The following is a 13,546-nucleotide window of genomic DNA, read 5'->3' as shown; positions in this document are numbered from 1 at the left end:
ACGTTTCTCTTTATTTCCGGCATATGATATCATTTAATTTTATATACAAAAGAAAAGTATTTGAGTAATTGTAATCAGAAGAATTTTAAACGATAGAGGATGATAATAGATTGAATAATCATAGTAAAACACCTGCCTGTATATATACGTATGCATTTCGTGAGGAGGAGCGTGCTTTATGTTACTTGGAAATGCGCTCGTTCTTTGGAATGGAGTCCCACGTTAATATTTTAAAAAGTGATGTCAAAATTGACCCGAGTAGAAGTGCGTTTATAAAAGAGCGCGTTGAGGTTATGTATGAAGGGGACGACTTAGAAAGCATTTTAAAACAAGTGGAACAAATTGATTTGGCGGGAGCGACATTTAAAGTTATCTTCGTTAAAATCAATGACCTCGTTGGAGAGAATAAAATTGAATATGGAGAAAGACGTCTTATTGAACGAGACCTCGGCATGCATATTGAAGGAGAAGCGGATGTTCGTAATCCAGAGCGTGTATTCGGGATTGTTCCTCTTGGAGGACGCTGGTACTTCGGGCACTATGTAGAAAGCGAACCCGTTTGGTATCATCACATAAAAAAACCGCATAGTTATTCGACATCTCTTAGCACACGTGTTGCGAGATCAGTTGCAAATATCGCTGTACCAAATCCAGAGGGAGTACGAGCAATTGACCCGTGCTGCGGTATTGGAACAGTAGTAGTAGAAGCACTTTCTATGGGGATTAACATCGTTGGTAGAGATATAAATCCACTTGTAGTTCTTGGAACGAGAAAAAATATCGCGCATTTCGGATTTGAAGGAACAGTAACAAAAGGTCCAATCGAGGAAATTACTGAGAACTACGACGTTGCCATTATCGATATGCCGTACGACCTATTTACGCACGCCACACCAGAAGATCAACTATCAATTCTCTCAAGTGCACGCCGCATCGCGAAAAAAGTAGTCGTTGTCACGATGGAAACAATGGACGACATGATCCATGAAGCAGGATTCGAAATTACAGATCGCTGTATTACAAGAAAAGGATCATTTACTAGACAGATTCTTGTTTGTGAATAAGAAAGAAAGGTCACCCGTTTGGGTGACCTTTTTTGTTTGTATTGATGTGTAATTGGTTGGTGGTTTAGGTAGATGAATTAGCGAAATTTGTCTGTAAGTCGATATTGCATGTCGAATCGCCGATAAATTTAAAAAATCGCTGATATATTGTGTTGAATCGCTGATAAATTTAAAAAATCGCTGATATATTCCGAGAATCGCCGATATCGTTACATTATAATATTACTGTTCTTTTAATTTCTCTTGTTGTGCAAGTAGTAAATTGCGCAAGATGTGTCCGCGGTAACTTTCTAGTTTTCGTCCTTCATGATAGCGTACGCCTAATTTTTTTAGTTCAGCTACGTACCAGCCTTTTGTTCCGTAATACATGGGATCACTTCCTTTTTGCTTTTGAACAGTATATGTTTGGGAGCGAAGTAACTTTACATTGAAAATAATAATGATAAAAGGAATTTTGCATGTGTATACCAGTGAAATTGCAAAGTTATCGAGGTGTTTTATAACGTAACGTCCAAGCCGTGTATAAAAAAGTAGACAGTTGTATATGAATTTGTTGAAAAAAGAATACACATTACTGAGGGGATTTGAAAAAAGTAATGCTATACGCTTTGGCATGATACTTGCGTTGGAAATAGTATCAACATATAGGGGAGAGATCGAAATGAAGGTTAGTAAAATATATACAACGATTGATGCACACGTAGCTGGGGAACCACTTCGAATTATTACGGGCGGAGTGCCAGAAATAAAAGGGGAAACGCAGCTGGAAAGACGCGCGTACTGCATAAAACATTTGGACCACCTTCGTGAAGTTCTGATGTATGAACCGAGAGGGCATCACGGAATGTACGGTTGTATCATTACACCGCCAGCAAGTGCTCACGCTGATTTTGGCGTATTATTTATGCACAATGAAGGCTGGAGTACGATGTGTGGTCACGGTATTATCGCTGTTATTACAGTTGGAATTGAAACAGGCATGTTTGAAGTAAAGGGGGAAAAACAAAAGTTCATTATTGATAGCCCAGCTGGGGAAGTCATTGCGTATGCAAAATATAACGGGAGCGAAGTAGAGTCCGTATCATTCGAAAATGTTCCTTCATTTGTATATAAGAAAGACGTTCCTATTAAAATAGATGACTATGAATTTCAAGTAGATATCGCGTTTGGCGGAGCTTTTTATGCGGTAGTAGACTGTAAAGAATTTGGCTTGAAAGTCGGTTTCAAAGACTTATCTGCTATTCAAAAGTGGGGCGGTAAAATTAAGCACTACATTGAGAGCCAGATGGAAGTGAAGCATCCACTTGAAGAAGGATTAAAAGGAATATACGGCGTTATTTTCTCAGATGAACCGAAAGGAGAAGACGCAACTTTACGAAATGTAACAATCTTTGCTGATGGGCAAGTAGATCGTTCTCCTTGCGGTACAGGAACTTCCGCAAGAATCGCAACTCTTTTTGGAAAAGATGCTTTACAAAAGGGAGAAATTTTCGTCCATGAATGCATTACTGACGGGAAATTCGAGGGGGAAGTATTGTCGGTAACCGCAGTAGATACATATGAAGCTGTCGTTCCAAAATTAACGGGGAATGCCTTTATTACAGGATTTCATCAGTTCGTTGTAGACCCGAGAGATGATTTGAATCGAGGATTTTTGTTAGGATAAGAGGAGGGGGTGGAAAGATATGCTAGTCATAAGCGCGAACGAACAAAGAAACTTAGTAAATATGAATGAAGTTATTGAATACGCGGCGCTTGCTTTAAAAGAATTTTCCGCAGAAAGAACGATTACACCAATAAGGGGCTCATTACCATTTGCGAACGAGCGAAATACGGCATTAATTATGCCTTCAGTAGCGGAAGGGCTTGAGGCACTTGGCTTAAAAGTAGTAACGGTAGTCCCGCAAAATAAACAGATAGGAAAGAAAACGATCAACGGGATTGTGATGCTATCAGACTTTCAAACGGGAGAACCGCTCGCACTTTTAGAAGGATCGTACTTAACGATGATTCGAACAGGCGCCTTATCAGGAGTAGCGACAAAATATTTAGCTCGTCATAACGCAAAAACGTTATGTATCATCGGGACGGGTGAACAGGCGAAGGGAATTGCTGAAGCTGTATTTGCGGTAAGAGCTATCGAAAAAGTCATTTTATACAATCGAACAGAAGAAAAGGCGTATGCATTTGCGGAGTATATACAAGAGAGATTCAACAAACCTGCATATGTTCACACAAATGCAAATGAAGCAATAAGCGAAGCAGACATCATCGTCACAACTACGAACGCATCCACACCAGTCTTCTCAGAAAAACTACAAAAAGGCGTCCACGTAAACGCCATCGGCTCATTCAGACCGAGCATGCAAGAACTACCCTCACATGCCATAGCTAAAGCAAACAAAGTAGTAGTCGAATCAAAAGAAGCAGCACTAGACGAAACAGGAGACCTTCAAGTTCCGATAAAAGAAGGTCTATTTAAAGCAAACGCCATTCACGCTGAACTTGGTCAAATTATAAGCGGAGAAAAAGCTGGACGCGAAAATGATGAAGAGATTACTGTTTTTAAATCGGTTGGTTTGGCAGTAGTAGATATTATTGTTGCGAAGTATTTGTATGAGAGAGCGGTGGAGCAAGGAGTAGGGAATAAGATTGAGTTTTGAGGGACTGCCTTTTGGTGGTCTTTTTTGTCAGGATGGGTGTGCTAGTATTTATAATTAAATGCTTTTAATATTATGTTTGAATATATGAATTCTGCGCGGACATCACATCATTCATTCAATTGGTATATGAAAAAAGCTGCACCTCTAACAATTAGAGGTGCAACTTTTTACCATTCTCGCCATTCTTCTGTTATGTCTTCTTCAGATTCTAGACCAGCTATTCGTGCTGCTATATCGATAAATTCATAGAGATCTTCTCTTTCCATTGTTTCGATAAAATAGTCATGTTCGATATTTAATTCATTTAATTTAATAACTACCTCTTTAACAACTTGCATTACTTCGACTTCGGTTGGATTCTCTCCTAATCGCTGTAAGTTGTTAATGTAAGTGTCAAGAACTGTATTTGTTGCACTTATATTTTCTTCAGTAAAAAATTCCCCATCTTCATCATACTCAACCCATGAGGTTGTTGGTTTATTTTTTTTCAATTCATCAAATGTCATGATAACCTCCTAAATGTGTTTTTTGTCTTTAATCCCATTCTACATTTTCGATCATATAAAACAATCATTTTAGAGGGATTTTCTGTAAGTTGATAGTTTTTTAACTCATTTTATGAGGCTACTTATTCGTGGTCTTTTTATTTTCTCCTCCGCATAAATATAGTTTATCGCAAGAATGCATTAATAGATTACAAACTTTCTACCTTTGCGAAAAAGTTTGACAATACATACGGGTAGTGGTAATTTAAAACCTATAAGAAAACTCGGTATTAATTCCGAGTTTTCTTATGGGTGTAAATAGTCGAGAGGGGTCGAAATATGAAGAAGAAGTTGTTTGTATTACCATTTGTCCTACTATTATTTATTGCATTAGCTGCTTGTTCAGGGGAAAAAGATTCGAAGCAAGCGGGCACTAGTAAAACAGGGACTCCGAAAGATGGAGGAACGTTAACGATTGGTGTTAGCGATAATCCAGATACGATGAATCCGCTTTATGCGAATGATCGTGTGTCATTAACTGTGCAGCAAGCTTTATATGCGCCGCTATATCATATGGAAGACGGTAAGAAAAAGTTTGTTCTTGCTGAGAGCTTTACGCCTTCAGAAGATCAATTAACGTGGACATTGAAATTAAAAGATAATTTGAAATGGCATGATGGTAAGAAAATTACATCAGACGATATAGCATTTACATTCCAATCTATTTTAGATGAGAAGCAAAATAGCTCAAGTCGTGAAAACTTTATTTTTAAAGGAAAGCCGCTTGAGGTGAAAAAGGTAGATGAGTTAACAACTCAATTCGTTTTACCACAAGTAAGCGCATCTTTCGAAGGTGTGATGAATGATTTCTTCCCGATTCCGAAACATGTATTTGAAGGGGAAGCAGATTTAGCGAAGAGTAAGAAAAACTTACAACCTGTAGGGTCAGGTCCGTTTAAGTTTAAAGAATATAAATCAGATGAGTACGTTGCATTAGATCGATTCGATGATTATGTAGGTGGGAAAGCTAAATTAGACTCTATCGTATACCGAGTTGTAAAAGACCGTAATACAGCAAATGTTTCACTGCAAAATGGTCAAATCAACATGAAGATGATTGAGCCGCAAGACTTTAAGAAATTAGATAGCACTGGGAACTTCTCAATGGTGACATTCCCTGAAGGTAGATTATTCTACTTATCTTATAACATGAATACTGATCTTATGAAGAAAAAAGAAGTGCGTCAAGCAATTGCGCATGCGTTAGATAAAAAAGAAATGATTAACTCAGCCTTCGTTTCGGGTGAATTTGCAGAACCAGCAAATTCAATCTTAACGCCAGACGCTATGTATTATGCGAAAGATATTAAAGACTATAAGTATGATAAAAAAGAAGCGAAAGATTTATTAGCAAAAGCTGGCGTGAAAGATAAGGAAAAAGTACGTGTGATGTATGTAACGAATAATAAAATTATGGAAAGCTTAGCGTTATATACACAACAAAAATTAAAAGAAGTTGGCTTAGAAGTTGAACTAAATGCATTAGATGCTAGTGCGGCAAGTGAAAAAGGCTTAGATAAAGAGAATAAAGAATATGACATTACATTTGGTGGTTACATAATGGGACCTGAGCCAGATTCATATAAGAGCTTATTCTTAAGTAATGCTGAATACAATTATGCACGATATAAAAACGCTGATTTCGATAAGTTATGGGAAGAAGCTGCAGTTGAAACAGATAAAACAAAACGTGCAGAGCTATACCATAAAATTCAAGAAACAGCTAGAGAAGATGTACCTTATCTACCAATCGCATATCCGAAAGCAGTTATTGCAGTAGATAAAAAGTTTGATGGATTAAAAGAAGCAAAAGCAATTCCTGTCACAATGTTTGAAGATCTATCTAAGATTTATGAAGTGAAATAAGAAACAATAAAGAAGCTGGTGGAAATCAGCTTCTTTAGCTTGAGGGGGGAAGTTTGTGTATAAAGTAATTGCGAAGAGGCTTTTAAATGCAATTCCGCTTTTATTTGTTATTTCTATTATTTCTTTTCTATTAATAAAGCTAGCGCCGGGGGATCCTGTTCGAAACTTTGTAACGCCAAATATGAGTCCAATTGATGTGGAGCGTATTCGCAAAAGTTTAGGACTAGATCAACCAATTTACGTGCAGTATTTTTTATGGTTAAAAAACATTTTAACAGGGAACTTTGGTTACTCACTTCAAAATCATCGTCCTGTTTTAGATCTTATCGCAGAAAGATTACCCGCAACAATTGGGTTAATGGGATCATCTTTACTTGTCTCATTCGTAATCGCAATACCACTTGGACTATTTACAGGTGTGAAAAAGAATTCATTCTTTGACCGCATTGTAAACTTTATTTCATACGTTGGTATTTCTATGCCGGTTTTCTGGTTTGCACTACTATTAGTCTACTTATTCTCTTTAAAATTGGACCTACTTCCGAGTATGGGTATGCGCACCGTAGGTAAAGATTCTGTTTGGGATATTGTGCAACACGGCATTTTACCTTGCATGGTGCTAGCGTTCCAAAACGTATCTGTTTATATGAGATATATTCGTTCAAGTACGATTCAGCAATTAGAAGAAGAATATGTACAAATTCAATATGCGTACGGTGCTTCAAAGAAAACGGTGTTATTTAATCACGTACTTCGAAATGTATTAATACCGATCATTACAATTTTCGGATTATCGATTCCAAGTTTAGTAGGCGGAGCATTTATTACGGAAACAGTATTTTCATGGCCGGGTCTTGGTTCACTTGGGGTAAATGCTATTTTTAGATTTGATTATCCGATTATCATGGCAATTACATTACTATCATCATTCATGTTAATTCTCGGTAACTTAATTGCTGATATTTTATATGGCGTAGTAGATCCGCGCATTCGAATGAGGGGGTGATTTGGAATGAATAATAGGAGATTTCAAACGATAAAACATAGCTTTACGAAAAATAAGTTTGTTGCAATGGGAGTTATTATACTTGCGATTTTAACGGTCGCATCAATTTTCGCATTCGTGTCGCCGTACGATCCTAGCAAAATGTCGATTCCAGATCGCTTACAAGAACCGAGTATGAGTCATCCTTTCGGAACGGATGATTACGGAAGGGATTACTTAACGAGAGCGTTATATGGCGGACGAGTTTCACTTGCGGTCGGTTTCCTTGCGATGGTTGTTTCTATTACAATCGGTACTGCAGTTGGAACAATTAGTGGATATTTTGGCGGAAAGTTAGACAACTTTTTAATGCGAGTTGTTGAAGTATTGATGTCAATTCCATCATTCTTTTTAATGCTATTATTAAATGCGTATTTAAAACCAGGAATTACGACGCTAGTTCTTATTATCGGATTACTAACATGGATGGACACCGCCCGTATCGTAAGGGCAGAAACGTTATCTGTAAAAGAGCGTGAGTACGTTTTATACGCAAAAGTATCAGGACAAAAATCACTTGTGATTATTGTAAGACATATCATTCCTAACATTTTATCAACCATTATTATCGCCGCGACATTAACAATTGCGACATCGATTTTAATGGAATCATCACTTAGCTTTTTAGGTTTAGGTATTAGAGAGCCAGATTCTTCTTGGGGTAGCATGCTAAACAATGCGCAAGGATATATTGGCGAAGCTTGGTATTTAACACTCTTCCCAGGATTCCTTATCCTGTTAACGGTACTTAGTTTTAACGTAATTGGTGAAGCATTGAAGAAAGCTTTCGCGCCAAAAGGAGCTGGAAATGAAAACTAAAGTGTTACGTGAAAGGAGTGAGAAGCGTGTCTGAAAAACTACTAGAAGTGAAAAATTTAAAGACTTCTTTTTTCATAGAAAGCGGAGAAGTAGAAGCAGTTCGCGGCGTTACATTTCGTTTAAATAAAGGAGAAGTAGTCGGTATCGTTGGGGAGTCTGGAAGCGGAAAGAGTGTGATGGCGAAGTCTGTTATGTCTCTCGTTACATCACCAGGGAAAGTGAAAGAAGGGGAAATTCTTTTTCATAATGAAAATATCCTTTCTAAATCTGAGAAAGAATTACGTTCTATTAGAGGAAATCAAATTTCACTTATCTCTCAAGACCCAATGTCAGCGCTAAATCCGGTCGTGAAAATTGGGAAACAAATGATGGAAGTAATTATACGTCATCAAAAAGTGAAAAAGAAAGAAGCAGAGCAGATCGCAATCAACTTGTTAAAGCAAGTCGGCCTTTCGTCACCAGAAGAAAGGGTAAAACAATATCCGCATGAACTAAGCGGTGGTATGAAGCAGCGGGTTATGATTGCAATGGCGATGTCTTGTAACCCTGACCTTCTCATTGCGGACGAACCGACGACTGCACTTGATGTAACGATACAAGCACAAATACTAGATTTAATGAAAAACTTAAAGAACGAAACGAATATGGCGTTACTTCTTATTACGCATGACTTAGGAATTGTCGCGCAAAACTGTACGCGCGTCATCGTTATGTATGGCGGACTTATTATGGAAGAAGGACCTGTACTTGATATTTTCCAATCGCCGAATCATCCATATACGAAAGGGTTATTAAACTCTCTGCCAAAAATCGCAAACGGCGTAAAAGAAAGACTTGCTCCCATTCAAGGTGTAACGCCAAACTTATTAAACCCACCACAAGGTTGCCCGTTCGCAGAGCGTTGCCCGCATGCGATGGACATTTGTGAAAAAGAACGTCCACCATATTTTGAAATCGGAAACGAAAGACGTTCCATGTGCTGGCTAAACGATAGGGCGGTAGGTGATTTTCATGCATGAAGAAAACTTAATTGAAGTTCGGAACTTAAAAAAGTATTTTCCTATTAAAAAAGGACTATTCGGCAGAAAAACAGAGCAATTAAAAGCAGTCGATGACCTAAGCTTTACAATTAAAAAGGGTGAAACATTCGGACTAGTAGGAGAATCGGGCTGCGGAAAATCAACGACAGGAAGAAGCATCATTCGTTTACACGATGTCACTTCAGGTAACGTTTTATTCGACGGAAAAGACATCGCAAGTTTAAAGGAAAGTGAACTAAAAGAATATCGAAAACGAATGCAAATCATTTTCCAAGATCCATACGCATCATTAAACCCGGCAATGAATGTATTCCAAATTATTAGCGAACCGATGAACATTCACGGTTCTTACGAAAAAGAAGAACAAAAAGAAATCATTTTAGACCTTCTGAAAAAGGTAGGATTAAAAGAAGAACACTTATATCGCTACCCGCACGAATTTAGCGGAGGCCAGCGCCAGCGCATTAGCATCGCGCGTGCATTATCTGTAAAACCAGACTTTATCCTATGTGACGAACCAATCTCAGCACTCGATGTCTCAGTCCAAGCACAAGTCGTAAACATGCTGCAAGACATCCAAGAAGAAACAGGAGTCACATATTTATTCATCGCACATGACCTATCCATGGTAAGACACATATCAGACCGAATCGGAGTCATGTACTTAGGAAACATAGTAGAAATTGCCGATAGTGAAGACCTATACGCAAAACCGGCACATCCATACACACAAGCACTACTCTCATCTATGCCAGAACTAGATCCAACAAACACTGGTAAAGACCGGATCATCCTAGAGGGTGAAGTTCCAAGCCCGCTCAACTCACCGTCCGGCTGCAAATTTAGAACGCGCTGCAAATTCGCCACTAAAAAATGCGCACAGGAAGTACCGAAGATGGTTGAGATTGCGAAGGGGCATGAGGTGGCTTGTCATTTGTTTTAGAGGGAGAGCACTAGGGGGGACCTGGTGCTTTTTTCTTTTGTGTTGGGGTGTGGGATTGGTTGTAGACTAATGGTCAGTGATTGTTTATAGTTGCATTTCCTGTTATATAATTTTCCTTATTTTTCAACTATAATTGTAATGATATGTTAGATTGTATATTTTATCCTTAATATATTTAATGGAAGGGGGACTCTCTATGAAATTGCTTCGTTCATTTCTCATTTTGACTCTTGTTGTATTATTAAGCGCATGTAATACAGCAACAAAAGTCACAAAGGTTCAAAAAAATGGCGAAACGACTTTAACAATTGGTTCTTTGCAGGGGTATTACGATGTACAAACGCTTAAAGCTGAAAAAGGAAATGTGGAAATTCCTTATGAGGCAGCAGTTGAAGAAGGTACGATTTTATTGCAAGTCACAAAAGATGATAAGGTCATTTATGAAGAAGAAGTCACTTCTCAAAAAGAAGGTTTGCTTTCTTTTGAAGCGCCAAAACCTGGGTCATATGATTTAATTGTACGCGTGAAGGGTGAAGAAGAGAAAGCGAAAGGGATTCAAATACATACGAAGCTATGAAAAAACGGCAAGCGGAGTATACTCGCTTGCCGTTTCCATTTCCAGTTGGTTCTGGCATAACAAATGCTCATCAATTTTAAAAAGTAAACGTAAAGTAATTCTAAAATATACAATATTTCACTTTCGGCGGTGTAATCTCTAATAAAAGATTCAATAAATTTCATAATATAAATAATTAATTCTAATCATTAAAAATCCTACTTTTTCTTACTTTAATTGTTTCTAAAATATAAAGAAGAATACCTAAACCAAATATTTTTTCAGCATTAGAAATATTATTACCTAATTTAATAATCGGTACATTTAAGCCAAATCTTTCACTCCATTCTAAAGGCATATATCCCCTCTTGCAGTTTATTAATATACGATCATCCAATGTACGAAAAGACGTTTCGAAAAAATCAAATTCCACTTCTATCTCAGAAATTTTTATCTCTTTTTCATTCATCAAAGAACCACGTACCATTCCAAATCCTTGTATCATATTTTCTTTAAACATACCTACACAATTATAATTCGAATCATAAATAGCCCAATCATAATTTTCAACTTCACTATGAAAATATGCAAGAATTTCTCCATCACTTGCTTCTAATCCAAAAACTTTTTTGTTTTTTACAATAGGTAATGTTGAAGAAATCATCTTTGTTCCTGCTACATATCTTCCATCAGGAGTATATAAACCTAAATGTTTATTATTGCTGGGTAATTCTAACAAAACATAAGTACCAATATCCCAAAATGTTAAATCATTTTTAACTATATTTTTTTCTAGTAAATTTCCTTTTCTTAATTGCCAAAATCCAATACTAAAAAATACAAGAGAAGCTATAATAATTAAGATTACTGGTCCCCAATTAATATTACCCCAAGTATTATACATACCAATTAATCCATAAAGAAAAAGCCCAGTTCCAATTAAACACTTCAACTTCCCCTTTTTTTTTATAATACTCAAATAATTCCACGCAAACACCTCTATCAGTTGGTCTTAATATTTCAATTATCCTTCAAATGGGGGGCACATTACCGAAAGTAAAAAATTGTATGCTAAGGGTGTAAAAACCTATTATAGCAGGTTTTATAGACGTTATATTTACCTTTATAATAAAAGAAGATGTGGAGTAACTTGATTATTCTTAATCATTCGACAAGATGCAACAATTTAAGATCGTGTTTTTTGCTATGATAAGTAAGAAATTTACATATCGTGTTATTGGGGGATAAAAGAGATGTTGAAAAAATTTACTACATGTATTTTAGGTGGCGCTTTAGTATTCAATTTATCTGGTTGTGGCAATACATCCGACAAAACTTCTTCAGAATCTAAAGAAACCAATTCTAAACAAGAAGAAAAGAAAGTGCAAACGACTGATGAGACGAAAACGAAAGAGAATACAAAGCAGAAAAATACAGAACAAACAAAAGAGAAATCAAAAATAAAAGAAAAAGAGTATGCTGTAAACAAGGATTTTCATACACCTAAATTTGATGTAACTGTAAAAAGAGTTGTAGAAAGAGATAAGGTTGGTAAAGAGAGTATAGGATTCCAAAAACCTGAAGATGGACATGTCTTTATTGTTGTAGAAGCAGAAGGGAAAAATATCACAAACGAACCGATGAAATTAGCCGTTTTACCATCAGTGGATTTAGTGGATGAAAATGATAATGCTTACCAAAGTGATGTGTTGGCAGCTAGTAGTTATGCGGTTGAAAAAGGCGAGACCTCTACTATTACTAAGGGATTAAAACCAGGGGAGGTAATGAGAGAAAGTAAAGTTTACGTGATTAATAAAGAAAAATTTGATACAGGAAAGTGGTATGTAGTTGTTAACCATGAGTATAAGGAACAAATTAAATAGTGTTTATTTATGAAGAGGAGATGGCTCCTCTTTTTTTTTACAAGTTAACACAGAATTTCGTTATAATGTAGAAATTTAATGTTTTCGAAAAAAAGAATTGACTTCTATATTAGTTGTAACTAAAATAGTTACATAAAGATGTAATTAATTTAGTTACAACTAATATCTGCTAAAAATATGATTTATATATTTAATTAAGGATGGTGGTCCATACGTTGCCACCCGGTGTAGAAAGTTACTAACACATTCAAATCAATGCATATTCCAAGCTTTAGTATTTTCTGTTACGGAGCAATAAGGTGCAATGTTATCTTTTGTTAAAAACCTTGGTGGATCTTTCTTTGGAAATATTAGTTTTGGGGAAATATAGTAAGGTATCTAAAAAAGAACAAGGTATAAAAATATGTACTTATATAAACCAAAAATTTAGTTGAGCTGGATAATAAAAAAAAGGTAGGAGATTTAAATGGAGACGAAACAAGATAATCTTATTTACGTATGGGATGCATATTGTGGATGGTGCTATGGTTTTTCAGAAAGTATTAAAGGATTTTACAAAAACCACACTGAAGTACCATTAACGGTTTTATGTGGAGGGCTATTTTTAGATAATTTACCAATGAAAAACTTCTCATATATAGAAGAAGGAAATAAAAGAATTAATCAACTTACAGGTGCTGAATTTGGTCCTTCATATCAAAAATTGGTGGAGGAAGGGACTTTTAAAATGAATTCGAAAGATGCTGCAATTGGCTTTTCAGCTTTACGCTCATTAGCGCCAGACCGTTTATTAGAATTCACTTCGGCTATGCAAAAAGCGTTTTATTATGAGGGACAAAGTCTGAGTGATCCTGAAACATATCGCAAGATTGCAATCGAGCATGGTTTGGACCCTGAACAAGTATTAGAACGTTTAAACGCTCAAGAAACAATAATAGATGTCCAAAATGATTTCAATAAAGTTCGACAGCTTGGTGTTAATAGCTATCCTTCCTTACTTTTACAAAAGGATAATCAAATTATTCCTATTGGTGGTGGTGTAATGACGCCGGATAAAATTGAAGCGCGTTTTAAAAATTTATATTAAGAAAATTTAGGATATGGTAGCAAACATGTTATCTT

13 protein-coding genes and 1 pseudogene are annotated in these 13,546 nt (G+C 36.4%); 11 read left to right on the top strand and 3 right to left on the bottom strand.

What is annotated here, in order from left to right; genetic code table 11:
• Nucleotides 1–110 precede the first annotated feature (110 nt).
• Complete coding sequence (locus ACTFR8_RS19005; protein ID WP_001059316.1) at nucleotides 111–1,064, top strand: TRM11 family SAM-dependent methyltransferase; 954 nt, start codon at nucleotides 111–113, stop codon at nucleotides 1,062–1,064.
• A gap of 222 nt (nucleotides 1,065–1,286) precedes the next feature.
• Here the strand turns inward: ACTFR8_RS19005 and ACTFR8_RS19000 are convergent, their stop codons facing one another.
• Nucleotides 1,287–1,517, bottom strand: a complete 231-nt coding sequence (locus ACTFR8_RS19000) for a YflJ family protein (protein WP_100240272.1) — start codon at nucleotides 1,515–1,517, stop codon at nucleotides 1,287–1,289.
• A 160-nt stretch (nucleotides 1,518–1,677) separates the two neighbouring features.
• On the opposite strand from ACTFR8_RS19000, the gene ACTFR8_RS18995 reads away from it, so the two are divergent.
• The gene (locus ACTFR8_RS18995; protein WP_252209829.1) at nucleotides 1,678–2,730 is read left to right on the top strand and encodes a proline racemase family protein; all 1,053 of its coding nucleotides are present in this window, start codon (nucleotides 1,678–1,680) and stop codon (nucleotides 2,728–2,730) included.
• 19 nt (nucleotides 2,731–2,749) lie between these two features.
• The gene (locus ACTFR8_RS18990) at nucleotides 2,750–3,727 is read left to right on the top strand and encodes an ornithine cyclodeaminase family protein (protein ID WP_088361351.1); all 978 of its coding nucleotides are present in this window, start codon (nucleotides 2,750–2,752) and stop codon (nucleotides 3,725–3,727) included.
• 167 nt (nucleotides 3,728–3,894) lie between these two features.
• On the opposite strand, the gene ACTFR8_RS18985 is transcribed toward ACTFR8_RS18990, so the two are convergent.
• A complete protein-coding gene (locus ACTFR8_RS18985) occupies nucleotides 3,895–4,233 on the bottom strand; it encodes a hypothetical protein (RefSeq protein ID WP_086391578.1) in 339 nt (112 codons plus the stop codon).
• Nucleotides 4,234–4,551: 318 nt separating this feature from the next.
• Here ACTFR8_RS18985 and ACTFR8_RS18980 point away from each other — a divergent pair, with 318 nt between their 5' ends.
• From ACTFR8_RS18980 to ACTFR8_RS18955, 6 genes are all read left to right on the top strand, one after another.
• Nucleotides 4,552–6,138: an ABC transporter substrate-binding protein gene (locus ACTFR8_RS18980; protein WP_065845514.1), complete on the top strand. Its 1,587-nt coding sequence runs from the start codon at nucleotides 4,552–4,554 to the stop codon at nucleotides 6,136–6,138.
• A gap of 55 nt (nucleotides 6,139–6,193) precedes the next feature.
• Nucleotides 6,194–7,144, top strand: a complete 951-nt coding sequence (locus tag ACTFR8_RS18975; protein ID WP_000278770.1) for an ABC transporter permease — start codon at nucleotides 6,194–6,196, stop codon at nucleotides 7,142–7,144.
• Nucleotides 7,145–7,150: 6 nt separating this feature from the next.
• Nucleotides 7,151–8,002: an ABC transporter permease gene (locus ACTFR8_RS18970; RefSeq protein WP_003312721.1), complete on the top strand. Its 852-nt coding sequence runs from the start codon at nucleotides 7,151–7,153 to the stop codon at nucleotides 8,000–8,002.
• A gap of 26 nt (nucleotides 8,003–8,028) precedes the next feature.
• Nucleotides 8,029–9,021 carry an ABC transporter ATP-binding protein gene (locus ACTFR8_RS18965; protein WP_003312720.1) on the top strand — a complete coding sequence of 331 codons (993 nt, stop codon included), beginning with the start codon at nucleotides 8,029–8,031 and terminating at the stop codon, nucleotides 9,019–9,021.
• Complete coding sequence (locus ACTFR8_RS18960) at nucleotides 9,014–9,985, top strand: ABC transporter ATP-binding protein (protein WP_025966927.1); 972 nt, start codon at nucleotides 9,014–9,016, stop codon at nucleotides 9,983–9,985. The genes ACTFR8_RS18965 and ACTFR8_RS18960 overlap by 8 nt, the downstream gene beginning before the upstream one ends.
• A 196-nt stretch (nucleotides 9,986–10,181) precedes the next feature.
• Nucleotides 10,182–10,562, top strand: a complete 381-nt coding sequence (locus ACTFR8_RS18955) for a BA_1872 family lipoprotein (protein WP_000771856.1) — start codon at nucleotides 10,182–10,184, stop codon at nucleotides 10,560–10,562.
• Between the two features lie 181 nt (nucleotides 10,563–10,743).
• Here the strand turns inward: ACTFR8_RS18955 and ACTFR8_RS18950 are convergent.
• Nucleotides 10,744–11,530 (bottom strand): annotated as a pseudogene (locus ACTFR8_RS18950) (ABC transporter ATP-binding protein).
• 264 nt (nucleotides 11,531–11,794) lie between these two features.
• Here ACTFR8_RS18950 and ACTFR8_RS18945 point away from each other — a divergent pair.
• Nucleotides 11,795–12,424 carry a hypothetical protein gene (locus ACTFR8_RS18945; protein WP_025966929.1) on the top strand — a complete coding sequence of 210 codons (630 nt, stop codon included), beginning with the start codon at nucleotides 11,795–11,797 and terminating at the stop codon, nucleotides 12,422–12,424.
• 466 nt (nucleotides 12,425–12,890) lie between these two features.
• The gene (locus tag ACTFR8_RS18940; protein WP_000448622.1) at nucleotides 12,891–13,511 is read left to right on the top strand and encodes a DsbA family protein; all 621 of its coding nucleotides are present in this window, start codon (nucleotides 12,891–12,893) and stop codon (nucleotides 13,509–13,511) included.
• Nucleotides 13,512–13,546: the final 35 nt, after the last annotated feature.

It is taken from the genome of Bacillus cereus group sp. MYBK15-3 (genome assembly GCF_051916765.1).
GTDB classification, from domain to species: domain Bacteria; phylum Bacillota; class Bacilli; order Bacillales; family Bacillaceae_G; genus Bacillus_A; species Bacillus_A cereus.
This window is presented reverse-complemented; position numbering and strand designations above follow the sequence as displayed.